The sequence below is a fragment of the Caloranaerobacter longqiensis genome (assembly GCF_050286925.1).
Classification (GTDB): Bacteria; Bacillota; Clostridia; order Tissierellales; family Thermohalobacteraceae; genus Caloranaerobacter.
In genome coordinates, this window is record NZ_JBFWFX010000001.1 from 1 (window position 1) to 25,699 (window position 25,699).

General features: G+C 28.8%; 27 protein-coding genes, 3 tRNA genes, 1 rRNA gene, 1 other RNA gene and 1 other annotated feature. Of the genes, 30 read left to right on the forward strand and 2 right to left on the reverse strand.

From position 1 onward, the window contains the following. Positions 1–4: 4 nt before the first annotated feature. The 5 genes from rrf to AB4Y15_RS00025 all read left to right on the forward strand — a co-directional run bounded on the left by rrf (position 5) and on the right by AB4Y15_RS00025 (position 5,160). Positions 5–121 (forward strand): 5S ribosomal RNA (gene rrf, locus AB4Y15_RS00005). Between the two features lie 72 nt (positions 122–193). Next, a complete protein-coding gene (locus AB4Y15_RS00010; protein WP_427337649.1) occupies positions 194–865 on the forward strand; it encodes a SanA/YdcF family protein in 672 nt (223 codons plus the stop codon). Positions 866–954: 89 nt separating this feature from the next. Then, a complete protein-coding gene (locus AB4Y15_RS00015) occupies positions 955–3,729 on the forward strand; it encodes a UPF0182 family membrane protein (protein ID WP_427337650.1) in 2,775 nt (924 codons plus the stop codon). A gap of 20 nt (positions 3,730–3,749) precedes the next feature. Then, on the forward strand, positions 3,750–4,199 hold the full coding sequence (locus AB4Y15_RS00020) for an S-ribosylhomocysteine lyase (RefSeq protein ID WP_427337651.1): 450 nt from the start codon (positions 3,750–3,752) through the stop codon (positions 4,197–4,199). Between the two features lies 1 nt (position 4,200). Continuing rightward, positions 4,201–5,160, forward strand: coding sequence for a PLP-dependent cysteine synthase family protein (locus AB4Y15_RS00025; protein ID WP_427337652.1), 960 nt, complete (start codon positions 4,201–4,203; stop codon positions 5,158–5,160). On the opposite strand, the gene AB4Y15_RS00030 is transcribed toward AB4Y15_RS00025, so the two are convergent. Continuing rightward, a complete protein-coding gene (locus tag AB4Y15_RS00030; RefSeq protein ID WP_427337653.1) occupies positions 5,157–5,354 on the reverse strand; it encodes a hypothetical protein in 198 nt (65 codons plus the stop codon). The genes AB4Y15_RS00025 and AB4Y15_RS00030 overlap by 4 nt on opposite strands. Positions 5,355–5,758: 404 nt before the next feature. Next, positions 5,759–5,956, forward strand: a binding site (T-box leader). Positions 5,957–6,015: 59 nt separating this feature from the next. Between AB4Y15_RS00030 and serS the strand changes: the two genes are divergently transcribed. From serS to AB4Y15_RS00055, 5 genes are all read left to right on the forward strand, one after another. Next, entirely contained in the window at positions 6,016–7,290 is a 1,275-nt protein-coding gene (gene serS / locus AB4Y15_RS00035) for a serine--tRNA ligase (RefSeq protein ID WP_427337654.1), read from the forward strand. A 103-nt stretch (positions 7,291–7,393) separates the two neighbouring features. Continuing rightward, positions 7,394–7,470, forward strand: a tRNA-Arg gene (locus AB4Y15_RS00040). 26 nt (positions 7,471–7,496) lie between these two features. Then, a complete protein-coding gene (gene tadA / locus AB4Y15_RS00045; protein WP_427337655.1) occupies positions 7,497–7,955 on the forward strand; it encodes a tRNA adenosine(34) deaminase TadA in 459 nt (152 codons plus the stop codon). 49 nt (positions 7,956–8,004) lie between these two features. Then, positions 8,005–8,099: transfer RNA gene (locus AB4Y15_RS00050), tRNA-Ser, on the forward strand. A gap of 299 nt (positions 8,100–8,398) precedes the next feature. Continuing rightward, a complete protein-coding gene (locus tag AB4Y15_RS00055; RefSeq protein WP_427337656.1) occupies positions 8,399–9,418 on the forward strand; it encodes a calcium/sodium antiporter in 1,020 nt (339 codons plus the stop codon). On the opposite strand, the gene AB4Y15_RS00060 is transcribed toward AB4Y15_RS00055, so the two are convergent. Beyond that, positions 9,409–9,516, reverse strand: a complete 108-nt coding sequence (locus AB4Y15_RS00060) for a helix-turn-helix transcriptional regulator (protein WP_427337657.1) — start codon at positions 9,514–9,516, stop codon at positions 9,409–9,411. The genes AB4Y15_RS00055 and AB4Y15_RS00060 overlap by 10 nt on opposite strands. A gap of 158 nt (positions 9,517–9,674) precedes the next feature. Here AB4Y15_RS00060 and AB4Y15_RS00065 point away from each other — a divergent pair. The 20 genes from AB4Y15_RS00065 (at position 9,675) to AB4Y15_RS00160 (ending at position 25,625) form a co-directional block, all read left to right on the forward strand. After that, positions 9,675–9,767, forward strand: a tRNA-Ser gene (locus AB4Y15_RS00065). A gap of 13 nt (positions 9,768–9,780) precedes the next feature. After that, positions 9,781–10,045, forward strand: an RNA gene (gene ffs / locus AB4Y15_RS00070) — signal recognition particle sRNA large type. A gap of 164 nt (positions 10,046–10,209) precedes the next feature. Next, positions 10,210–12,891: an HD domain-containing phosphohydrolase gene (locus AB4Y15_RS00075; protein WP_427337658.1), complete on the forward strand. Its 2,682-nt coding sequence runs from the start codon at positions 10,210–10,212 to the stop codon at positions 12,889–12,891. Positions 12,892–12,959: 68 nt separating this feature from the next. Then, complete coding sequence (dnaX, locus tag AB4Y15_RS00080; protein WP_427337659.1) at positions 12,960–14,642, forward strand: DNA polymerase III subunit gamma/tau; 1,683 nt, start codon at positions 12,960–12,962, stop codon at positions 14,640–14,642. Positions 14,643–14,683: 41 nt separating this feature from the next. Continuing rightward, the gene (locus AB4Y15_RS00085) at positions 14,684–15,013 is read left to right on the forward strand and encodes a YbaB/EbfC family nucleoid-associated protein (protein WP_427337660.1); all 330 of its coding nucleotides are present in this window, start codon (positions 14,684–14,686) and stop codon (positions 15,011–15,013) included. A gap of 13 nt (positions 15,014–15,026) precedes the next feature. Next, the gene (gene recR / locus AB4Y15_RS00090) at positions 15,027–15,626 is read left to right on the forward strand and encodes a recombination mediator RecR (RefSeq protein WP_427337661.1); all 600 of its coding nucleotides are present in this window, start codon (positions 15,027–15,029) and stop codon (positions 15,624–15,626) included. 983 nt (positions 15,627–16,609) lie between these two features. Continuing rightward, positions 16,610–16,858, forward strand: a complete 249-nt coding sequence (locus AB4Y15_RS00095) for a hypothetical protein (RefSeq protein WP_427337662.1) — start codon at positions 16,610–16,612, stop codon at positions 16,856–16,858. Positions 16,859–17,665: 807 nt separating this feature from the next. Beyond that, on the forward strand, positions 17,666–17,980 hold the full coding sequence (locus AB4Y15_RS00100) for a hypothetical protein (protein WP_427337663.1): 315 nt from the start codon (positions 17,666–17,668) through the stop codon (positions 17,978–17,980). Positions 17,981–18,465: 485 nt separating this feature from the next. Next, positions 18,466–19,035 carry a PadR family transcriptional regulator gene (locus AB4Y15_RS00105; RefSeq protein ID WP_427337664.1) on the forward strand — a complete coding sequence of 190 codons (570 nt, stop codon included), beginning with the start codon at positions 18,466–18,468 and terminating at the stop codon, positions 19,033–19,035. Beyond that, positions 19,028–19,744, forward strand: coding sequence for a flavodoxin family protein (locus tag AB4Y15_RS00110; protein WP_427337665.1), 717 nt, complete (start codon positions 19,028–19,030; stop codon positions 19,742–19,744). Before AB4Y15_RS00105 ends, AB4Y15_RS00110 begins: the two co-directional genes overlap by 8 nt. Next, the gene (locus AB4Y15_RS00115) at positions 19,725–19,988 is read left to right on the forward strand and encodes a hypothetical protein (protein ID WP_427337666.1); all 264 of its coding nucleotides are present in this window, start codon (positions 19,725–19,727) and stop codon (positions 19,986–19,988) included. The genes AB4Y15_RS00110 and AB4Y15_RS00115 overlap by 20 nt, the downstream gene beginning before the upstream one ends. Then, entirely contained in the window at positions 19,988–20,125 is a 138-nt protein-coding gene (locus tag AB4Y15_RS00120; RefSeq protein ID WP_427337667.1) for a hypothetical protein, read from the forward strand. Before AB4Y15_RS00115 ends, AB4Y15_RS00120 begins: the two co-directional genes overlap by 1 nt. A gap of 6 nt (positions 20,126–20,131) precedes the next feature. Next, positions 20,132–20,674, forward strand: a complete 543-nt coding sequence (locus AB4Y15_RS00125; protein ID WP_427337668.1) for a hypothetical protein — start codon at positions 20,132–20,134, stop codon at positions 20,672–20,674. A 140-nt stretch (positions 20,675–20,814) separates the two neighbouring features. Next, entirely contained in the window at positions 20,815–21,435 is a 621-nt protein-coding gene (locus AB4Y15_RS00130) for a hypothetical protein (protein WP_427337670.1), read from the forward strand. Positions 21,436–21,551: 116 nt separating this feature from the next. Next, a complete protein-coding gene (locus tag AB4Y15_RS00135; protein WP_427337671.1) occupies positions 21,552–21,836 on the forward strand; it encodes a YaaL family protein in 285 nt (94 codons plus the stop codon). 87 nt (positions 21,837–21,923) lie between these two features. Further along, positions 21,924–22,196, forward strand: a complete 273-nt coding sequence (locus AB4Y15_RS00140; RefSeq protein ID WP_427337672.1) for a pro-sigmaK processing inhibitor BofA family protein — start codon at positions 21,924–21,926, stop codon at positions 22,194–22,196. 398 nt (positions 22,197–22,594) lie between these two features. After that, a complete protein-coding gene (locus AB4Y15_RS00145; protein ID WP_427337674.1) occupies positions 22,595–23,182 on the forward strand; it encodes a 2-oxoacid:acceptor oxidoreductase subunit gamma family protein in 588 nt (195 codons plus the stop codon). Then, positions 23,172–23,477, forward strand: coding sequence for a 4Fe-4S binding protein (locus tag AB4Y15_RS00150; protein ID WP_427337675.1), 306 nt, complete (start codon positions 23,172–23,174; stop codon positions 23,475–23,477). The genes AB4Y15_RS00145 and AB4Y15_RS00150 overlap by 11 nt, the downstream gene beginning before the upstream one ends. 18 nt (positions 23,478–23,495) lie before the next feature. Continuing rightward, entirely contained in the window at positions 23,496–24,680 is a 1,185-nt protein-coding gene (gene porA, locus AB4Y15_RS00155) for a pyruvate synthase subunit PorA (protein ID WP_427337676.1), read from the forward strand. Between the two features lie 12 nt (positions 24,681–24,692). Continuing rightward, positions 24,693–25,625: a thiamine pyrophosphate-dependent enzyme gene (locus AB4Y15_RS00160; protein ID WP_427337678.1), complete on the forward strand. Its 933-nt coding sequence runs from the start codon at positions 24,693–24,695 to the stop codon at positions 25,623–25,625. Positions 25,626–25,699: the final 74 nt, after the last annotated feature.

Here is a 25,699-nt window from a genome sequence, read left to right on the forward strand (position 1 = left end):
CAAATCCGGTGACAATGGCGGAGGGGTCACACCTGTTCCCATTCCGAACACAGAAGTTAAGCCCTCCAGCGCCGATGGTACTTGGCGGGAGACCGCCTGGGAGAGTAGGTCGTTGCCGGATTTCTTTTATTTTTTGTATAAAATTATGTTATAATCTAATAAGAATTCTTTGTTTAATTGGAGATGGTGTATCATGAATAGATTATTTAAACGAATATTATTTATTTTATTGATAGGTATTATATTTGTAATAGGAATGATAGGAATTATTAATTATAATATAATCAATTTTTCTAGTAAATATATTGTATCTTTAGAAGATGCACCAAAATGCGAGGCAGCTTTAGTTCTAGGAGCTTTAGTATATAATAATGGAAGAGTATCGCCTATTCTTCAAGATAGGTTAGATATTGGAATTGAACTTTATAAAAATAATATAGTGAAAAAAGTTTTATTAAGTGGAGATCATGGACGAAAATCATATGATGAAGTTAATGCTATGAAAAAATATGCAATATCGCAAAATGTACCAGTAGAAGATATTTTTTTGGACCATGCAGGATTTAATACATATGATAGTTTATATAGGGCTAAGCATATTTTTCAAGCAAAAAAGATTATTATTGTTACTCAAGAATATCATTTACCAAGAGCAATTTATATTGCTAGAAAATTAGGTATAGAAGCATATGGAGTCATAGCGGACAAACATATTTATCCTAAAATGCCTTTATATAAAAGTAGAGAGGCTTTAGCTCGAGTTAAAGATTATGTACTTGTAAATTTTTTGAAGCCAAGATCAAGATATTTGGGTGAGATTATAGATTTAAGTAGTGATGGACGAGTTACTGATGATAAAAGATAACTTACAAAGTTTGAAATATGTATTAAATGGGTAGTATAATGATAATATGATATTATACTATCTATTTTTTTTGAGGGGGGAAATTAAATTTGAACAAAAAGACCGGTTATATAATTAGTATTGTTATAATTTTAGCATTAGTTTTAATAAGTTCTTTTTCAAGTATCATAAATTTTATTACGGATTATCTATGGTTTAAGGAATTAGGATATACTAAGACATTTTTCACAAAATTAAGAACTCAATTTACAATAGGAATACCTACTTTTATTTTATTAACTTTATTATTAGCTTTTTATTTTAAATCTATCAAAAAAAGCTATTATAAAGTGGCTGGTATAATATCGAATAGGGCTGCAGAAAAAAGATTAAACTCTATAATTTGGGCTGTTTCAGCTTTGGTTTCATTATACATTTCTTCAATATTTGCAGGTAATTTATGGTTTACTATATTAAAGTTTATCAATTCAAACAATTTTAATATTAAAGACCCTATATTTAATAAAGATATATCGTTTTACATATTTAAATTGCCTTTGTTAAGTGAAATTATAGATTTACTATTACTACTTTTGTTTATATTAATTATTTTAACTGTTGTATTTTATCTAATCCTTTTGGCAATAAGAAGGCCAGGGGTTTATAATGAAGATGAATTTTATGATGTTCCGGTTAGAAACTTAGATTCTTTATTTAATAAGAGAATTTTTAAAGTTATATTATTTCAAATAGGATTAATAGGTTTAGTAATATTTATTATATTCGGTTTAAACTATATATTAAAAAGCTATGAAATATTGTATTCAACTAGAGGAAAAGTATATGGTGCAAGTTTTACTGATGTTCATATATCTTTATGGGTTTATAGAATAATGGCTTTTATATCTGTAATTTCAGCGATAGGATTTTTAATTGGTACTATTAAAAGAAAAGTTAGATTAGCATTAACAGGTCCTGTAGTTTTAATAATATTTTCTATGCTAGGAAGTATAGTTAGTGGATTATTTCAGCAGTTTATAGTTGAACCGAATGAGATTTCAAAAGAAGAAAAATATTTAAAATACAACATAGAATATACTCAAAAGGCATACGGATTAGACAATGTAAAAGAAATGAATTTTAATGTTGAACAAAATTTAACGAAAGAAGATTTGATTAAAAATAAAGAAACTATAAAAAATATAAGAATTAATGATTATAGACCTATAAATCAAGTATATAACCAGTTGCAAGGAATAAGACAGTATTACAGATTTAATGATATAGATATAGATAGATATTATATAAATGGAGAATATACACAAGTATTTTTAGCAGCAAGAGAATTAGATCAAGAAAAATTGAGTGACCAAGCTAAAACTTGGATTAATTTACATTTGAAATATACTCATGGATATGGACTTACTTTATCACCAGTTAATTCAGTTACACCAGAAGGGCAGCCTAAACTTCTAATAAAGGATATTCCACCTGTTACAGAGACAGATTTAAAGATAAAAAGGCCAGAAATATACTTCGGTGAATTAACTAATAATTATATAGTAGTAAATACGGATGAAAAAGAATTTGACTATCCAATTGGTGAAAATAATCAAGAAGCAGTATATCAAGGCTCAGCAGGTATAAAATTAAGTGGAATAAACAGACTATTATTTGCAATTAGAGAGGGAAGTTTTAAACTGATATTATCAAGTGATATTAATTCTGATAGTAAAATCATAATAAATAGAAATATTATAGATAGGGTAAAAAAGATAGCACCTTTTATTATATATGATAGCGACCCATATTTAGTTATAAATCAAGAAGATGGTAAACTTTACTGGATAATTGATGGATATACTGTAAGTAGTAGATATCCATATTCACAGCCTTATAGAGACACAAATATTAACTATATTAGAAATTCAGTAAAGGTAGTTATAGATGCTTACAATGGAACTACTAAATACTATGTATTTGATGAAGAAGATCCTATAATAATGACTTATAAAAATATATTTTCTGATTTATTTCTAGATAAAAGTCAGATGCCTAAAGGTTTAAGGGAGCATGTTAGATATCCTCAATTACTATTTGATATACAGTCTGAAGTATATAAGGTATATCATATAAATAATCCTGTTGTTTTTTATAACAAAGAAGACGTATGGGATATAGCTAAAGAAAAATATATGTCAAATGTTCAAAGGGCTGAATCAAATTATGTTATGTTTAAATTACCAGATGAAGATAAAGCAGAATTTCTTTTAACAGTACCTTATACACCAGCTACAAAGCCTAATATGACAGCACTATTTGTTGCTAGAAATGATGGAGAAAATTATGGTAAACTATTTATTTATAAATTTCCGAAATCTAAAACTGTAGACGGTTTAATGATGATAGAATCTAGAATAGATCAAGATTCAAATATTTCACCACAATTGACATTATGGAGTCAAAAAGGTTCTATAGTGTTAAGAGGAAATTTATTAGTAATACCAATAGAAAAGTCTCTATTATATGTAGAACCTATATATTTACAAGCTGATAATGAAAATAGTTTACCAGAGGTTAAAAGAGTAATAGTTGCATATAAAAATAAAATAGTTATGGAAGAAACTTTAGAAGAAGCTCTTACTAAAATCTTCGGACAGATAGATAGAGAAGAAGATAAAAATGGTGTAATTGATAATGTAGATGTAAATATATCAGATGGAAATTTAAAAGAAATAATAAAAAGAGCAAATGAAATATTTAATAAAGCTAAAGAGGCTTCTCAAAAAGGTGATTGGGCTAAATATGGAGAGTATTTAAATAAATTAGAAAATATTTTAAATAGTTTAAATAACTCATTAAACAATGAATCAGTAAATCAATAGGAAGGAGAAAGATTAATCCAATGAAAGTAGAGAGTTTTGAATTAGACCATACAAAAGTGAAGGCTCCTTATGTAAGGAAAGCTGGCAAGATAATTGGTCCTAAGGGTGACATAGTGCAAAAATATGATTTAAGATTTATACAACCTAATGTAGGTGCTATACCAACAGCTGCAATGCATACAATTGAACATTTGATGGCAACTTATTTTAGAGATGAAATAGAAAATATTATAGATATTTCACCTATGGGATGTAGAACTGGATTTTATTTAATAAAATTTGGAGAAACAGATGTTGAAGATATCAGAAAGGCTTGGATTAGAGTTTTAAAAAGAATTATAGAAACTAAAGAAGAAGAGGTTCCAGCTACGAATGAAGTGCAATGTGGCAATTTCAGAGACCATTCATTATTTTCAGCTAAAGAATATGCAAAAACAGTTTTAGAAAAGCTTGAACAAGAAGGTGAATAAAATGAAGAAATATATAGAAAATATAAGTCAAATAATAGGAAATACACCAATGTTTAAATTTGATAATAAAGCTTATGGTATACCAAATAATGTAAATATATTTGCGAAATTAGAATATCTTAATCCTGGTGGTAGTATAAAAGATAGAACAGTTTTGTATATGTTAGAGCAAGCCGAAAAAAAAGGTATTATTAAGCCAGGGGATACTTTACTTGAAGCTACAGCAGGTAATACAGGTATTGCGTTAGCGTTATTAGGTGTACAAAAAGGATACAGAGTTATATTAGTAGTACCAGGTAAATTCTCTATTGAAAAACAGATTATCATGAGAGGATTAGGTGCAGAAGTTTATAGTACACCTACAAAAGAAGGAATGGAAGGGGCTTATAGAAAAATAGAAGAATTATTAAAAGAAATTCCAAATGGTTATGTACTTAATCAATTTACAAATCCACTAAATCCAGAGGCACATTATGTAATGACAGGTCCAGAAATATATGACGATATGGATGGAGAAATAGATGTATTTGTTGCAGGTGCAGGAACTGGTGGTGCTTATTCTGGTATAGTTAAGTATTTAAAAGAAAAGAATAAAAATATAAAAGGAATATTAGCCGATCCAGTAGGTTCAATATTAGGTGGTGGCGAGTATGCTGCTTATAGAATAGAGGGAATTGGTAATGATTTTGTACCTGAAACTATGGATATGTCTTTAGTTGATGAAGCTATTTATGTAAATGATGATGAAGCGTATGATATGGTTAGGGATATTGCAGTAAAATCAGGACTTACAGTTGGATCATCTTCAGGAGCCAATTTGGTAGCTGCAATAAAATATGCAAAGAAATATAAAGGCGATAAGAAAATTAACATTGTAACTTTAATGCCTGATAGAAGTGATAGATATTTCAGTAAAGATATATATGGGTTTAATGATATGTATGAAAGTGATGAGGACTAAATTTCATTAGTCCTCATTATTTTTATTTCTTCAGCAGACATAGAGTCTAATTGTTTAGCTTTTATAGCTATATCATTTCTATTAATAATTCCTTTATCTACTAGAACTTCAATGATGCTTGCAATAGCTAAGGTATTTCTATAATCTATTTCTTTTAAATCACTTAATTGAGCAATAAAGTCTATATTGTTCATAATAACCCTCCTAACCAATTATATATTTGTATTGTTGACAAATTTATGAAATATATACAATAGTTTTGGGGAGAATAGTATTAATATTTTTTTATAATCCATAGGAAATTATAATAAAATCCCATATTTTAAAAATTTAATATTGATTTTATTGAAACTTTGTCTGGCATGTTTACATGCCAGAGTCGTTATAAACTACATTAATTTGTGGATAATTTTAAATATAATTTCCGTAATGGATATAGGCAAAATCTTCCTTAATTTATTTAAATTGAAGATTTTGTTCTACATATTTATGTTTTAAACGTTATGGTGATATTATCATAAAATAATCACACAAAATTTTGAAATCACCTTGAAAAAGATTATTTTGTATGGTAAAATTATGCTCAAAATTAGATAGGAAAAAAGCTTTGAAGGGAAATAGTAGATAATTTGCTTCCTTAAGAGAGCCGATGGTTGGTGGAAATCGGTGGGAGCGGTTATCGAATCCGTCCTGGAGCTTTTTACCCAAAAGTAAAACCGATGCACCGGTTATAGTGCACAAAAGTGAGCTTAAAGCTAACTAGGGTGGCAACGCGGGAAAACTTCTCGTCCCTAAATAATTTAGGGATGGGAATTTTTTTTTAGAATAAAGATAGTAAAAGAAGAGGGGTTCTCTATGTTAGATATTAAAAGAATAAGAAATAATCCAGATGAAGTGAGGAAAGCTCTAGAAAAAAGAGGTTTAGGTTCAGAAATTGATGAGGTACTGGAACTAGATGAAAAGAGAAGAAAACTATTAGTTCAAGTTGAAGAAATGAAGGCAAAACAAAATGCTGTATCAAAAGAGATACCAAAGCTTAAGAAGGAAGGAAAAGATATTTCGGAAGTACTAAATGAAATGAAGGAATTATCTCAAAAGATTAAGGACATTGATGTATTAGTTAAGGAAATTGATAATCAATTAAGAGAAGCTTTGTTAAGAATACCCAATACACCTCATCCTGATATTCCAATAGGAGATAGTGATGAAGATAATGTTGAAGTTAGGAGATGGGGAAATCCTACAAAGTTTGATTTTGAGCCAAAAGCTCATTGGGATATCGGTGCTGATTTAGATATATTAGATTTTGAGAGAGCTTCTAAAATTACAGGTTCAAGATTTGCTCTATTTAAAGGGTATGGAGCAATGCTTGAAAGAGCATTAATCAACTTTATGATAAACTTGCATACTAAGGAACATGGGTTTACAGAAATAATGCCACCATTTATGGTAAATAGAGATAGTATGATTGGAACAGGCCAGCTTCCAAAATTCGAAGAAGATGCTTTTAGACTACCTAGTAAAGACTTCTTTTTAGTTCCTACAGCAGAAGTTCCTGTAACTAATATACACAGAGATGAAATATTAAAAGAAGAAATGCTACCAATATACTATGTTGCTTATACACCTTGTTTTAGGCAAGAAGCAGGTTCGGCTGGGAGAGATACTAGAGGTCTTATTAGAAATCATCAATTTGATAAGGTTGAATTAGTTAAAATAGTTAAACCAGAGAATTCATACAGCGAATTAGAAACATTAACTAATTGTGCTGAAAAAGTTTTACAGCTTCTAAAATTACCATATAGAGTAGTAGAATTATGTTCTGGAGATTTAGGATTTTCAGCTGCAAAAACTTATGATATAGAAGTTTGGATGCCAAGTTATAACAGATATGTAGAAATATCATCTTGTAGTAATTTTGAAGATTACCAAGCAAGAAGGTTAAATATGAGATATAGACCAAATGATAAAGGTAAGGTAACATTTGTTCATACTCTAAATGGTTCTGGTTTAGCAGTAGGAAGGACATTTGCAGCAATACTTGAAAATTATCAACAAGAAGATGGAAGTGTAGTTATACCAGAAGTGCTAAGACCATATATGGGTGGATTAGAAGTAATTAAGAAATAGTCTAGGTATCAGGATATCCTGATACCTTGTTATATTAAACTTGATTTGACAAAAAATATATATTGATGTATCATATATAGTTGTGGTAATGATTATATTTTGTGCACCCGTAGCTCAGTAGGATAGAGCGGCGGCCTCCTAAGCCGTGTGTCGGAGGTTCGAATCCTCTCGGGTGCGCCATTTTTGTATATAGGAGAAGCTTGTCTATGGATGAATATTTCATGAGATTGGCTTTAGAAGAAGCATATAAAGCTTATAAAATTGATGAGGTTCCTGTAGGAGCTATTATTGTAAAAGATGGAAAGGTTATAGGAAGAGGACATAATACTAAAGAAACATTAAAGGACGCCACTTGCCATGCAGAGATTATAGCTATTAAAGAGGCAAGTAAAGCACTAGGAGGTTGGAGACTTTTAGGAACCACTATGTATGTTACTATAGAGCCTTGTCCAATGTGTGCAGGAGCAATAATAAATTCTAGGATAGAAAGACTTGTTATAGGTGCTAGAGATATAAAAATGGGCGGCTGTGGTTCTGTAATAAATATAGTTGATAATCCTAAATTTAATCACAGAGTAGATGTTGTATGGGGTGTGTTAGATAAACATTGCTCTGATATTATGAAAGAATTTTTTAAAAAACTTAGAGGAGATTCAAAAAAGTAATACATATATAGAAATTTTATTATTAGCTTATTAGCTATATTTTAAATATGGAGAGATGGCAGAGCTGGTCGAATGCGCCTGACTCGAAATCAGGTGTACACCCCCTAAGGTGTACCGAGGGTTCGAATCCCTCTCTCTCCGCCATATAAAAATTGATATTATTGTTTTTTTAAGACAAAGCACTAATTGATTTAAAAGTTAATATTATAATGAATAAATTCATAAGTGCACAGGGGAGTAACTAGCACTTTTTAAGTGTAATTAAGCCAACATCATGATAAGTTTTCTTATCTGGCTTAATTTTAAATAGTGAGACTTGTGTATAGCGTTATTACGTTATACTCAAGTCTTTATTTTTACAAAGACGAAAATTATATTTAAAATTATTCACAATTCAATAAGGTATAATAATTCCTTATGAATTAAAAAAGGAAGGTGTTTTTATGGAATCGTTAATATCAAATATTATTACTGATGCATCTTTACCAGTTCTCTTTATGATTATAGCAATAACTTTATATACGTTAAGTAAAGGAGCTGATTTACTAGTAGACGAGGCAGTAGCATTATCAGAGGAATTAGGAATACCAAAAATGATTATTGGTGCTACAATTGTGAGTTTAGGAACTACACTTCCTGAAGCTTCAGTTTCGGTCATGGCATCAATTACAGGCAATTCTAGTTTAGCTTTAGGGAATGCAGTTGGTTCTGTAATATGTGATACAGGACTCATACTTGGTATTGCAGCATTAATTTCCCCACTTAAAATACAGAAAGATGTTGTTAATAGGCATGGTTGGATTCAATTTTTTGCTGGATTATTGTTAGTGTTAGTTTCTATACCATTCACTTCTTTAAGATATATATTTACTAAAGGAGGATATATATCTAATTTATCTGGATTTTTACTTGTTTTCTTGTTAATAGTATATATATACACTTCTATAAAATGGACTAAAAATAGTAAAAATGAAGATTCAGTTGTAGTAGAGTCTAGCGGAAAAATAAAAAATAAATTTATGATTTTAATAAAACTAGTTTTAGGTGTAGTTATTATTATTATCTCTTCGAAAATATTAATTCCAACAGTACAAGAAACGGCTATGAGATTAAATGTTCCAAATAGTGTAATAGCAGCTACTTTAGTTGCATTTGGCACATCACTTCCAGAACTTGTTACATCTGTTACAGCTTCTATAAAAGGTCATGGAGAATTAGCTATTGGTAATGTTATAGGTGCAGATATTTTAAATGTACTATTCGTGGTAGGATCAGCGGCAGCCTTTTCAAAAGAAGGTATACACGTTACTCCTGATTTTTTCAAATTATATTTTCCAGCAATGATATTTGTCTTAGCTGTATTCAGATTAAGCACTATATTTAGTAAAGATAAATTAAAAAGAACATCAGGATTGATTTTACTATTAACTTATATTGTAATAAGCATATTAAGTTATTTGTAGTAAATAGATATTATTTTAAAGTAGATGTGTTTAAATAATCTTGAAAAGTAGCTTTGATTGTTAAAACTTACTGCGATAGAAACGTCTAAAATAGACATTTCATAGATTGTTTGCTTTTTATTATTTAGCGTTAGCTATTAGCCTGTCTTTTGTCTAAAATAGCTTGGCATGGCGTAATTTAGTATTATTTAACACTTTACAAAAACTAATAGGAGATGATATAATTATATTTGCATGACTTTAATATAATATATGTGGAGAGATGGCTGAGTCTGGCTGAAGGCGCTCGCCTGGAAAGCGGGTAGACGCGAAAAGCGTCTCGCGGGTTCGAATCCCGCTCTCTCCGCCAAAATTAAAGTTTGCCGTGCTAGATGGGGAGGTAGCGGTGCCCTGTAACCTGCAATCCGCTATAGCAGGGTCGAATTCCCGATTGAGGCTTACTATTGTGAGGTCTGCCCTGAGTAAGTGGCGTTGACGATTGGGTCCTACGCAACGGAAATTCATGAACCCCGTCAGGTCCGGGAGGAAGCAGCGGTAAGTGAACACTTCCGTGTGCCGTAGGGGTGCCTGATCTGAGTTAACTGCTCAGGTAACGCTTGGAGTAGTAAGTCGAGGTCGGGTGCACGGCTTTGAATTAAAGAACTATGATATAAATCATAGTTCTTTTTTTTGTAGAATTATGTAGAAAAAAAGAGGAAAATGTTGTATTATGTAGAATATATAGTATTGCAACTTTTTTATCAGAAAATTCAATAATTTTAACTACTTAGAAGCAATAGAGGGTGTTAGTGATGATATTTGGTTCGTTTAAGAGAAAATTGATTATTACTCTTATCATATTAGCTATTATTCCAATTATTACTTTGGGAATTGTGATAGATTTTACAGTAAAAGAACAAATAATAAATCAGGCAATAGATATTAAAACTCAGTTTGTTAATAATAAAGCAGATGAAATTAATAGATGGTTTAATGATAAAGAAAGAATTTTAGAGACTATTGCAACTAATTATTTAATTTATAAAAAAGAGAAGGATTTAGTAATTAATTCTGAAAAGGTAAGCGATTATCTTAAAAATTTAGCTAAAGAGATAGATTCTTTCTCAGATATATATATAATTACAAAAGATAAAGAAAAACATAACTCTATTTTATTGAATGATGAAATTGATATTAGAATAAAATTATTATATGATGAAGTTTTAAAGAATGGGAATACTTTATGGAGTCAACCTTATAAAGATTTAAAAACTGGAAAAACGTTTCTGACTGTGCTTATTCCTATAAAAGATGAAACAGGAGATATTAAAGAAGTAATAGGGGCAAATATATTTATTAAGTCTATAGAAGATATATTTAAGGAGTTAGAAAATAAATTAGCAGCTGATGGTTTTACTATTAGAGTTACAACTTTAGAAGGTAAAGAAATAAATTTTTTTTATGAAACTAATAGAGCAACTAATAGTTTTGACAAAGAACTAAAGAATATTAATTTAGCAGCATTGATAGATGGCGATAACGGAAAAATATCAATTCAAGATAAAGAGTATTTTGTTATTCAATCAATCATTTCTAAGGTAGGATGGAAATTAGTTTGTTTGATAGATAAAGGCGTATTTTATAAAAATATAATAAAAATAAATGAATACATAATAACAACTGTAATATTTACACTAATATTTGTAATATTATTAGCTTCATTTTTATCTAATCAGTTTTCTAAACCATTAGAAGAATTAAGAGAAGGAACTATTGAATTATATAAAGGTAATTATGATTATAAAATACCAATGTATAGAAATGATGAATTTGGACAATTAGCAAAAGCTTTTAATAGAACAGCAGAAGAACTTAATAAATCCTATAAAAGACTGAGCGAACAGACAAAAATGTTAATAGAAAATAATAAACAGTTACAGGGCATGAATATGGAGTTAGAAGCTTCATATGAACAGCTCCAATCGATGGCTTTAGAACTTAACGAGTCAGAAGAAAAGTATAGGTTATTAGTTGAAAATATGAATGATTTAGTATGGGCTATTGATTCTAATTATAGAATTACTTTTGTAAATGACCAGATTAAAGACATGTTGAAGTATGATAAAGAAGAAGCTATAGGTACAGATATAAGGGATTTTCTATCAAAGATATGGTATTTTAATAGTAAAGGTGGCAAGAGTGCTAATTTAGATAGTAATTTTGAGAAGTTGTTAGAAAGTGATTATGATAATATTCAAGTTGTGTTAATATCTAAAAATGGAAAGGAAGTAATAGGAGAAGTTAGTACTAGAAGAATATTTGATAAAGGAAAACTTGTTGGTGTGCATGGTGTACTAAGGGACATTACAGAGAGAAAAAAATTATATAGTCAAATTATAAGAAAAAATGAAGAACTTTTTACAATCAATAAAATCAGCAAAAACTTAAATTCTACTATGAATTTAGATAAACTTCTAAAAATGGTCGTTGATGATATAGTAGACCTCATGAAAATTCCTTTGTGTACGATAAGACTATTGACAAAAGATAATAAATTGAAATTAATGGCTTATTCAGGTGAACTGACAGATATTATATGGTTTGATGATATACCGATTGATGAAGATATTTTAGGGAAAGCTGTAATAGAAGGCAAAATTATTACAACTAGTGAATTTACTGAAGAAAATACAAGTAAGTACAATGAAAGGATTATCAAAAGTGGTAAAGTTAATTGTATAAATACTATTCCACTTATTGCAAGGGAAAAAATTCTAGGGGTGCTTGCAGTAGCTACAAAAAAAGAAATGAATGAAAGCCAAATTACTATTTTGACTTCTGTAGCTAATCAAGTAGCTATGATAATTGAAAATATAAATTTATACAATGGACTAAAAGAAAGCTATCTAAGAACGATAAAGACCTTAGCAGCAACAGTAGAAGCGAAAGATAAATATACAGAAGGTCATTCATATAGAGTTTCTAAATATTCATATTTAATTGCAAAACATATGGGATTACCTGACAAAGTATGTGAGGAAGTAGAAATAGGCGGTATTCTTCATGATATAGGGAAAATAGGAATTAAGGATTCAATACTTACTAAAGCAGGGGGACTGACGGATGAAGAATTTAATGAGATAAAAAAGCATCCTACAATAGGTGCTAGAATACTTCAAAATGTAGGTTTTTCAGATGTTGTTATGAATGTAATCAAATATCATCATAAAAGGTATGATTTAAAAGGGTATCCAGAAGAAAGCAAATTAGAAGAATTACCTTTAGAAGCTTGTATAGTAGGTGTTGCTGATGCTTTAGATGCGATGGCATCAAATAGATCGTATAGAAAGGCTATGAGCATAGAAGATGCTATTAAAGAAATTATAAGAAATAAAGGGACTCAATTTCATCCAGAGGTTGTGGATGCATTAGTGGATATATATAGAAGGGATCCTGAAACTATTATAGAGATTTCAAAATCTTACTGTGGTTAATATTTAATGACTAGCAGCTTTAGCTGCTTTTTTATGGTAGAAGTATTTAGTATCTGATATAATTAATTATGGAAAAACATCTATTTGAAGGTGATGAAATGGCATATCAAGCTTTATATAGAAAATATAGACCTAAGGATTTTGATAGTGTTTTAGGTCAAGAACATGTTACCACAATATTGAAAAATCAAATAATAAATAATAATATTGCTCATGCATATTTGTTTTCAGGAACAAGGGGAACAGGTAAGACATCTACTGCTAAAATATTTGCAAGGGCTGTTAATTGTTTAAACAATAAAGATGGAAATCCATGTAATGAATGTGAAATATGCAAAGGGATATTGAATGACACTATTATGGATGTTATAGAGATGGATGCAGCTTCGAACAATAGTGTAGATGATATAAGAGAATTAAGAGAAAAAGTTAAATATCCTCCTTCAAAAGGAAAATATAAGGTTTATATAATAGATGAGGTTCATATGCTATCAAAAGGGGCTTTTAATGCACTTTTAAAAACGCTAGAAGAGCCACCAAAGCACCTGTTATTTATTTTAGCTACTACAGAACCTCAAAAACTGCCAGCTACAATATTATCAAGATGCCAAAGATTTGATTTTAAGAGAATAAGTGTAGATGATATTGTTAAAAATATGAGGTCTATATGTGATGAATTAAATATAGATGTAGAAGATAGAGGTCTTAGGCTTATAGCTAGAAATTCTGATGGTGCAATGAGAGATGCACTCAGCATATTAGACCAATGTGTATCTTTTTCTGATGGAAAAATAACATATGAATATGTTTTATCCATATTAGGTACAGTAAACCTAGACATTATTTTTGAAGTAACCGACGCTGTTATTAATGGTAATTTAGACAAAACTTTAGAGTTAGTTGACAAGATAGTCAGAGACGGAAAAGATATTAATCAGTTCATTAAAGATTTGATTTTGCACTTTAGAAATTTAATGATAGCAAAAACTTCTAACAATATTGAAGACATTATAGATGCTTCTGATGAAATGATAGATAAGCTAAGCAAGCAGGCGAAAAATATTGAATTAAATGATATAATGAGAGCTATTAAGATATTATCTGACGTAGAAGTTAAAGCAAAATGGTCGTCTCAACCTAGAATAATTTTAGAAGTAGGGTTAATAAAATTTATAAAATCACAATCTGATATTGATATAGATAATTTATTAGAGAAGGTTGCAAGACTTGAAAAGATTATAGAAGAAGGTAAATTCCATATAAGTAAATCAAGTTATTCATACAATACTGAATTTAAAACTTCAATATCAGAAGATATTAAAAAAGATACTTCAGAGCAGAAAGTACAAGCAAAAGATGAGATATTTAAGAAAGATGAAAATATTAATAATGAGAATATAAGTTTTGACAAAATAAATTCAGAGTGGTCAAATTTTCTAAAGAGCTTAAAGAAAGAGAAAATTAGTATACATGCTTTATTGATGGAAGGAAAATTAATTAGCTTTGAGAATAATATATTAACAATAGCTTTCGAAGATGGTTTTGCTTTTCATAAAGATGCTATAGAAAAGAAAAATAATAAAGAGTTTGTAGAAAAATCGATAAGTAAATATTTTAATTGTGATATAAAGATGAAATTTATTATGACAAATGAAATAAAAAAGACAGGGGATAAACAGGAAGATAAAAAAAAAGATATAATTGAACAGATTAAAAATATTTTTGGTGAAGATTTAGTTGAAGTTGTTTGATATAATTAGTCTGACAAAATAAAATTAAGGAGGATGATATAATGGCAAAAGGAAGATTTCCAGGCATGGGAAATTTCAATAACATGATGAAGCAAGTACAAAAAATGCAAAAAGAAATAGCAAAGTTGCAAAAAGAGCTAGAAGAAAGAGAAGTAGAAGCAAGTTCAGGTGGTGGAGCTGTTACAGTTAAAGCAAATGGTAAGAAAGAAATACTAGATATAACTATAGATAAAGATGTAGTAGATCCTGATGATATAGAAATGCTACAGGATTTAATTTTAGCTGCAGTAAATGAGGCCTTAAGAAAGGCAGACGATATGGTAACTAGTGAGATGCAGAAAATTACTGGAGGAATGCCAGGTTTATTCTAAGAAGGTGATATAGATGGAATACTTTCCTAAGCCGATTGCAAAACTAATAGAAGAATTTTCGAAACTACCTGGTGTAGGTAAAAAGACAGCTCAACGATTAGCGTTTTATGTACTTAATATGAAAAAAGAAGAAGCATTAAGTCTTGCAAATGCAATAGTTAATGCAAAAAGGGATATCAAATATTGTAGTATATGTGGAAATTTAACGGATAGAGACCCTTGTATAATTTGTAGTAATAAAAGAAGAGATGAAACTTTAATATGTGTAGTTGAAGATCCTAAAGATATAGTGGCAATGGAGAGAACTAAAGAATTCAAGGGACTTTATCATGTGCTTCATGGTAGTATTTCACCTATGGAAGGTATTGGACCAGAGGATATTAGAATTAGAGAATTGCTTGTTAGAATAAAAAATAGTCCAGTAAAAGAAGTTATTTTGGCTACAAATCCTACCATTGAAGGTGAAGCTACGGCAATGTATATATCGAAGCTCATAAAACCAATGGGGATAAAAACTACTCGAATAGCCCATGGAATACCAGTGGGAGGAGATTTAGAATACGCAGATGAGGTTACATTATCAAAAGCTTTAGAAGGAAGAAGAGAAATATAATTATGTATATGCCTCTTGTATATTATAAATAAACTTCTTTCACTAAAAATAAAGTTCTATTAAAAAACATGGTCTTAAAGATTAAATATCTTTAAAACCATGTTTTTTTAGTAAATAATGTATTAACTTTAGCCATCTTTGTTTATTTTTATATATAGTCTATATTCAACCATACTATATTTTGCATACTTATTAAAATATACCTTATATTTAAAATTTCTCGTGATGAGAAAGGGAACATCTTGCCAATATGGAATAGTTTCAGAGATTATAAATAGGAAAATAACCAAATAAAAAAATCAATGCAATAAATTCTAAAATTTTATTTGTTCTTATAGAAAATCTATTTTTTCTATATTTCCAATATCCCCAACTGTTTATGATTTGAAAAGGAATGTATAATACTGAAATTGTAAATATTATTAATTGAAAGAGATAACTACCCATACTAAATTCACTCCTAATAATATTTATGGTTTTCAAATATAGATATTTATCCATAATATCATATCTTATATAATAAATGCTGAACTTTATTCTAGTTTTTTCAAAGGGAATTAATTAAAAACAAAAAAGATTTATTGATATATAAAGGCATTGAATCTGTTACTATATATCTCACAAAAAAACTCTTATCACTGCAAAAAAAGTTTTATAACTAAAAAAAGTTTTATTAGAAAGTATGGTTGAAGGGAAGAAGAGAAATCCTCTTTAACCATGTTTTTTTATTTAGAAAAAGAAGGTAAAAGAGGTATAATATTAGAATAATTAAATAAATAAAATAATCTTGAGACTATATGGTGAAAAATTTATTAATAAGTAATTGAGCATTATAGAAAATCATAATGGATTTGCTACTGAAGGGGTTATTGTCATATATTAAAAACATTAAACAGCATAGCAATTAATTTTAAAGATTTTTATATGATATAGTTTTTTTCAAGATTATTAAATAAAGCCTTTTAATAAAGGAGAATGAAAAGATGGATAGAAAAGATCAAGATATATTAGATTACAATAATAAATTTATGAAGAGAATTCTTAAATCTCTTTTATATACTTTTATTGTATTTATAATTTCAGTGTGGGGAGTGTTTTCAGTTATTGGGTTAATATTTAATAATATGTCAGTTGCACAGTCAAATACATGGGCAATAATAAGTATATGTATTGGGATAATATTCACAATATTTTACTGCACCTTTACCATCTTAGATGAGATAAAAAAATAAATATAACTTCTGTTGAATTATATGAAGAAAACTTAAAAGTGCGAGGTGATAATAGTGAAAGTAGTAGTTAAATTTGATGTAGATGCAGATATTGGCTGTATATAAATGGGGAAAAGGTTGGTTGCTATTATCGTTCAGAAGCATTTATAGAATGGTTAAACATTTTTATTTTACCTAATTCATCAAATAAATCAAAATTGTTAGAAAGTAAAGTAAAGAATTGGAATGAAAATCTACCATCTATATTTTTTTAACTAATTACCTAGTTTATAAATATAATTTTTTCATAGAGGAGTAAACTAATATGAAATATATGGGTAATAGAGAATATTAGAATATTTGATAACATTGTAATTAATCATTATAGATTAAGCCAAGAAAATCTTGCAGATATAAAGAATTATGTATCTATTAATGGATTTTTATTTATATCTGGATTTGGACATAAACATAAGATTGATAAAAAGATAAGGAAAGAGGATTTTATTCAACCTACTGATTTTGATGTACTAAATGATTCGTTTGAACTTATTGAGTATATTGAAAGTGAAGATAATAAGGAATTTTTTGCAACTTATATTTTCAGAAAGAAGTAGGCTTATAATATTCATAAAAATAAATCAAATAATGTTATTAGAGGTGATTGTATTGAGAGGAGCAATACTTACAAAACAAAAAATGTACTATACCTATATGAATAAGATTTTTGCAGCACTTAATAATATATAATTAGAATATAATTGGTTAATTTCAAATTATGAATGCAATCATTATCCAGATAAATTAATACCTTTTGATAAAGAATATGTGTGGATTTCAGGAGAAGATTTAACCCGAGTTGTATTTGAAAATAATATACAATTCATATGGGGAGTATTTTCTGCATTTGATAAAAATATTAAAATAGAGAATGTTCTAAAGTATCCCCTTTCCTATGCAGATGGAAACCCAAGTTTTTGGAGTAATAATTATAAAATGCAAAACCCCCTTGCTGAAATAGAAATAGTTTCTTGGGATTCAGCATCTGTTTTGATTATAGCAAAGCAAGACGAAGTAGTAGATTACTTTCTTAAAAGTTTTCCACTTGCAGAGGATTTAATAGAATATAATAGAAAACAATAAAATATGCTTATAATAATTATTAAGAAGAAAAAGAAATAAAAGACACGGATTAAAAAGATGATTTAAAACTTTTTTATAGAAATACTTAATCCTTAACCCTTAAAATTGTTATCTATGTATATCAAAAATAAACTCATATTACTTACAAATAAACTTCTTTCATTAAAAATAAAGTTTTATCAAAAATCATGGTTTAATATGAGTGCAAGCTCCATTTAAGCCATGATTTTTTTATTTTTGCTATATTAGAGAATGATTTAAAAAAACAAATTAATAGAAAAACCAAAATGGAAAAACATAAAGAGAAAAAGAATGAAATGATTTAAGATTCTTCAAACAAGTATAAAGTTTAATGTGCTAATTTATAATTATGTAAATTTTTGAATCAACGTATTTTTTTTGTAGGATATTAATAAAATACTTTACAAAAGCATATTCTACTTATATAATAATATACAAGTAGAATATAAAGGAGGGGTAGCATTGTGTCTCTTAAACATGGTATTCTTGGATTGCTTTCTTATAATTCAATGACCGGTTATGATTTAATGAAATATTTTAATGAATCTTTGAAGTTTTTCTGGAATGCTCAAACTAGTCAGATATACAGAGAATTGAATAATTTAGAGAAAAAAGGATTTGTGAAATCAGATATAGTTTATCAGGAAAATAAACCTAATAAAAGGGTATACACTATTACTAAAAATGGAAAAGCAGAATTTCTAAAATGGTTGAATGAATATTCATTAAAAGAGTCAGTAAAAGTAAGAAATTCTTTTCTTATGAGAGTGTTTTTTAGTGCTAATGCTGATCCAGATAAATTAATAGAGGCACTTTTGGAATATAAGAAGTATAATGTGGATTTTTTAAAGAGTTTAGAAGTTATCCATAAAAAATTGGATACATTTCAAGAAATTATTGACTCAAAAAATGAAAAGTTATTTTGGGAACTGACATTAAGAAATGGGATTATATCAGCAGAAGGCAATATTAAATGGGTAGAAGAAGCAATTAGTAAAATTAAAAATTTGAAAGGCGATGATAATAGTGAATAAAATTTTAGTTTTGAATGGTAGTCCTAGAGGAAAAAATGGGAATACACATAAATTAGTTGATAAGTTTTTAGAAGGTATAAAAGAAATTGATACAAAAACAGTTATAGAATATGTGGAATTAAAAAATAAAAATATTAAAAATTGTATAGGATGTTTTTCATGTTGGAATAGAACACCTGGCAAATGTGTTCAAAAAGATGATATGGATGAATTGTTAGAAAAATTTATTGAAGCAGATATTATTATTTGGGCAACTCCATTGTATCACTATACTATGACATCAATATTAAAAAAATTTGTGGAGAGGACTTTGCCACTAAATGAACCTTATATAGTAAAAAAAGGAGATGTATTTGGTCATCCAGAAAGATATGATATTAGAAAAAAGAAAAATATTTTAATTTCAAATTGTGGATTTCCAGAGTATCATAATTTTCAATTGCTTATAGATGAATTCAAAAAAATAAGTAAGGAACAATTAAATGGAAGCATATTATGTGTTGAAGGAGAATTATTATCAATAAAACCGTTGCAAAATAGAATTAAATGGTATTTAGATGGAGTAAAAAAAGCAGGAAAAGAGTTTGCTGTTGATGGATATATACATGAAGAGACATTAAAATTACTAAAAAAACCTCTTATTCCCATAGAAGAATTTATTGAAATGGCAAATTTAAGTTGGCAGGTTGATGAAGGAAATAAGTTATGATAACTTAAAAGGATATAATTTTCTTAAATTAATGAAACATAGTTTTAATCCTTTGAATGCAAAAGATATGAATGATGTTCTTGAGTTCGATTTCATAGATTTGAAAGAGCAGTATCACTTTATAATTAAAGATGGTAAATGTGAGTTAAGAAAAGGGAAAAGTGACAATTATACTACAAAAGTTATTACAACATATGAAACCTGGATTAAAATACTAATCATGAGCTTGATGGGGTGCAAGTAATGTTAGATGGTCTTTATAGAATTGATGGAGATTTGAATTTTATGATGAATCTTGAGAGAATATTTGAGTCAAATGATAAAGATAAGCAAAATGAACAGTTTTCAAAGAACAATAAAATATTAGGCATTGGTGGATAAAAATGGATGAGTCTTTCGTTTATACCATGGATTTTGTCATGGATATTTATTAATCGTAATTTATTGTTAGGAGTGATAGTTCCGTTAAGTATTAGCATAGGAATTATAGTTATAAAGAGAAAAGCTAAAAGTATTATTTATTTTGAAAAAATCAATGTATTATATTTTGCAATTCTTTTAATTATAGGCTATTTTGGAGATGAAATATTAGCAAATAACGGTAGTGAAATAAATTATTTTGCCATGGCTCTTATATGGTTGAATTCAGTTTTTGATAATAAACCCCTTACAGCAGATTATTTAAAATATAGATATGATATTTCTATAGAAAAGAATCCAGTGTTTATAAAAACAAATAATATACTTATATTATTTTGGAGTGGAATATTTGTTATTCAGGGAATAATTTATATAACATTGAAATCTTATGGATATTTTAAAATTACACTTTTACTTTATTTATTGATATTTGTTGCACTAAAATTTACGAATCGGTTTTCAATGTGGTATCCTAAAAAAATCGCTAGTGGAGATAGTTTGCTTGAATAATAAATAATATAGTGAATTTGATATTATTCTGAAGTTTAATATTAAAAAAATAAAGTTAGATATAAAAATGATTTAGGTTATTTATGTAGAATATTATATCTAAAAAGTTAAGATGATAATCGAAAGGGGCTAATGTTTTTATGCAAATAGAATACATTAGATTTATCGTAGAGGAAGTTTTTTTAAGAAATAATCGTTATAAATATGAATATATTTCAGATATTAAAGAATTCAAAGAAATAAATGATTATGCAAATCGAGTAATAGAATGGCTGAAAAGTGGCAAAAAAAAGAGATGGATAGGAGGTATATATAAATATATTTATGAACAGCAGTTAGATTTTTTAGATTATAAGAGTTACGATGAACTAACTAATCGGGATAACGGGATATATGTTATTGCAGATAATAAAGGTGATGTTTTATATATAGGTAAATCAGATAATAAAGATTTTGATTTGTTTTCTAGATTATTTGACCATTTAGTTCCTAAACTATCTGAACAATATCCTAATGGACAGGTTAATAACAATACTCCAGAAATATGGAGTGATGAAATAAATGCAGGGAAAAACTTAAAGATTTTTGTATGTTGTAATATTAACTTTGATCCTGAATTATTAGAAATATATTTGATTGCAAGATATAAACTAAAATATGGGCATAGTCCTAAATATAATAAAGATAATGCAAAGCCATTTAGTAAAAAGCCGTTATTAAATAGTCTTATTAATTATACAGATTTTTTAATGAGATTATAGCTAATATAAGAAAGTGTAGTATTACAAGGATAATTTTAAAAGAGTTTATTTGGCGTGTATAACCCTCCAAAAAATTGTAAATAATTAAGATAAAAATTATTTTGGGGGGTTTTAATATGTCTAATATATTTTCGCAAAATAAAGTGAAAATACTTTTAAATGTAAATAATCTATTAATTAATATGAAGGACAAGTTGATTCATCATAAAAGTAATGAAGAGGAATTTTTTAAAACTCTAAAAGAGGCACATTTTGAATGGAAAGAAGCAGAAAATTATTTCCAGAACGTAACGGATCCTGATTTAATAGATTTTGCTATTTATAATATGGAAGCTGCAAAAACAAAATATATCTATCTTTTAAAGGAAGCTAGAAAAAAAGGGATAAAAACATCCGTATAAAGGCTTGTAATATTATTTTATTTTTATTTATATACTTAAATAAGAAAACATTTAAATTAAGAAAACATTTTTAGGAGCGTGGGGGAAATGGGCTTAGGTTTAGAGATGGGGGTAGCTTTGTCATATATACTAGCATTAGTTGTAATTTTGATTGTTGTAATGCTTCTTTTAAAGCCATTAAAGCTGATTTTGAAATTAATAATTAATGGAATAATAGGGTTGGTATTGCTTTTAGCAGTAAATTTCGTTGGTAAATTCATTGGAATAAAGATAGGGATTAATATCATAACGATAATCGTTGCAGGATTTTTAGGGATACCGGGAGTAATTTTGTTAATAATAATAAATTATATTTTGTAAATAAAAGTGGTAGAATAAAAGAGGGAACGTTTTCCCTCTTTTTTCTTTACTAAAAAACTATTAATTTTTTTTAAAATAAAAATTTGATAAATTTATTTTATATCATGTTGTATCTATTGAACAATTTATATTTATCTGTTATACTAAAAATTGCAAACTGTTATATATTTAAAACTAAGATTTCCAGCATTATTAATGACCTGTTATATGAGGAATATAATATTGTATTATAACAGACAGGATAAAAAAATACTGTTCTATAACAATTGATTTTATTTTCATAAGTCAATAATTCCTTTATATTTATTGAAGGAATTAAAGCTAATATATAGAAATATTCTGTGTATTTATCAGGACACAAAATCATTTTAATGGTCAATATGAAAGGAGGAAAATTGATGGCAAAAAAAATGATTGAAATTCGTTGGCATGGCCGTGGTGGTCAAGGTGCAAAAACTGCTTCATTATTGTTAGCTGAAGCTGCATTTGCTACAGGTAAATTTATACAAGGATTCCCTGAGTATGGTCCAGAAAGAATGGGGGCACCAATTACAGCTTACAACAGAATTAGTGATAGTAAAATAAGAATACATAGTAATATCTATGAACCAGACTATGTAGTAGTTGTTGATGAAACTTTACTTAAAGATGTAGATGTAACAGCTGGATTGAAAAAAGAAGGTGCTATTGTAATTAACTCAGAAAAAAGCCCTGAGGAATTAAGACCATTATTAAAAGGATATGAAGGAAAAGTTTATACTATTGATGCAAGAAAAATTTCAATTGAAACATTAGGAAAATATTTTCCAAACACTCCAATGTTAGGAGCTATAGTTAAAGTTGCTAATATAATGGAAGAAGAAGATTTCTTAAAAGCTATGGAAGAATCTTTTGCTCATAAGTTTGCTACAAAGCCAGAGGTTATCGAAGGAAACATGGAAGCTATCAAGAGAGCCTTGAAGGAGGTTAAGGGCGATGAAAGATAATAAAAAAGTTACAATAACGACTGAAACGACTTGGAAAGAAATAACTCCAGGTGGAATCATTTACGAAGCTGGTAATGCACAAAATTATAAAACTGGCGAATGGAGATCAATGAAACCTATTTGGAATAGTGAGAAATGTAAGCAATGTTTATTATGCTTCCCTGTATGCCCTGACTCATCAATATTAGTTGAAGACGGAAAATTAGTAGGAATTGACTATGATCATTGTAAGGGTTGCGGAGTATGTGTAGAAGTATGTCCATTTAATGTATTTGATTTTGTTAAAGAAGAATAGTTGTAAGGAGGGAAACAAATGGCTATAAGAGAAAGATTAAGTGGTAACGAAGCAGTTGCAACTGCTATGAAACAAATAAATCCTGATGTTGTTGCAGCTTTCCCTATTACTCCATCAACTGAAGTACCACAGTATTTCTCACAATTTGTTGCTAATGGTTCAGTTGATACAGAGTTCATTGCTGTTGAAAGTGAGCACAGTGCTATGAGTGCTTGTGTTGGTGCATCAGCAGCAGGTGCAAGGGTTATGACTGCTACATCAGCTAACGGTCTTGCTTTAATGTGGGAGATATTATATATTGCTGCTTCATCAAGATTACCAATAGTTATGCCTGTTATAAACAGAGCATTATCAGGTCCAATCAATATCCATAATGACCATAGTGATTCTATGGGAGCTAGAGATTCAGGTTGGATACAATTATATTCAGAAGATAATCAAGAAGCATATGACAATATAATTCAAGCTATAAGAATAGCAGAACATAAAGATGTTAGACTTCCTGTAATGGTATGTATGGATGGTTTTATAGTGAGCCATTCAGTTGAAAATATAGAGCTATTAGAAACTGAAAAGGTTAAAGAGTTTGTTGGTGAATATGATCCAGGTTTAGATACATTATTAAATCCAGAGCAGCCAGTTGCTATGGGACCATTGGATTTACCACCACATTATTTCGAACATAAACGTCAACAAGCTGAAGCGATGAAGAATGCTAAGAAAGTTATTTTAGAAATAGCTAAAGAATTCGAAGCTTTAACAGGAAGAAAATATGGTCTATTTGAAGAGTACAAAATGGAAGATGCAGAAGTTGCTATTGTTGTACTTAACTCAACTGCTGGAACAGCTAAAGAAGTAGTAGATGAGCTAAGAGAAAAAGGAGTAAAAGCTGGATTAATTAAGATAAGAGTATTTAGACCATTCCCTGTTGAAGAATTAAGAGATGCATTAAAGCATGTTAAAGCTATAGCTGTAATGGATAAAGCAGATAGTTTTTCAGCTGCTGGTGGTCCAGTATTTGTTGAGACTAGAGCGGCTTTATATGATACAGAAACTAAGCCAGTTGTAATAAGCTATATTTATGGTTTAGGTGGTAGAGACGTAAGAACTGACGATATTATGAAGGTATACAATGACTTACTTGAAATAGTTAAAACAGGAGAAGTTAAGTCAGTTTACAACTACTTGGGTGTAAGAGAATAGGAGGTGCAGTAAATGGCTTTAAATTTAAGAGAAGCTGCAAAAAGACCTGAAAGATTTACAGGTGGTCATAGATTATGTGCTGGATGTGGTGCTTCTGTAACTGTTCGTGCTGTTTTAAGAGCATTAAAACCAGAGGATAAGGCAGTTATAGGTGCTGCTACTGGTTGTTTAGAGGTTTCAAGTTTCTTATATCCATATACAGCTTGGAAAGATTCATTTATTCACAATGCATTCGAGAATGTAGGTGCTACTATAAGTGGTGTTGAAGCTGCTTATAGAGTTTTAAAGAAAAAAGGAAAAATAGACGCTACTTATAAGTTTATAGCTTTTGGTGGAGACGGTGGTACTTACGATATAGGTCTTCAATCATTGTCAGGAGCAATGGAAAGAGGACATGATATGGTGTATGTATGCTATGACAATGGTGCTTACATGAACACTGGTATCCAAAGGTCATCAGCTACTCCAAAATATGCGAATACAACAACTTCTCCAGCAGGAAAAGTTGTTCCAGGTAAGCAACAGTTTAGAAAAGATTTAACTGAAGTTATGGCAGCACATCATATACCATATGTTGCTCAAACAGCACCATTTGGTAACTTTAGCGACATACATCAAAAGGCTGAAAAAGCAATATATACTGAAGGACCAGCTTTCTTAAATGTATTTACTCCATGTCCTCGTGGATGGAGATATGATACTCCAAAATTAATGGAAATAATTAAGTTAGCTATAGATACATGCTATTGGCCATTATATGAAGTTGAAAACGGTAAATGGAGATTAACATATAAGCCTAAGAAGAAGCTTCCAATAGAAGACTTCTTAAGACCACAAGGAAGATTTAAACACTTATTCAAACCAGAAAATCAACATTTAATTGAAGAACTTCAAAAAGAAGTTGACAGAAGATGGGAAATGCTTCTTGAAAAATGTGGAGAATAAAAAGAACCCTAACCTTTGATAGGTTAGGGTTTTTTTCTCTAAAAAACTCTTTGAAAAAATTGAATTATCCTTAA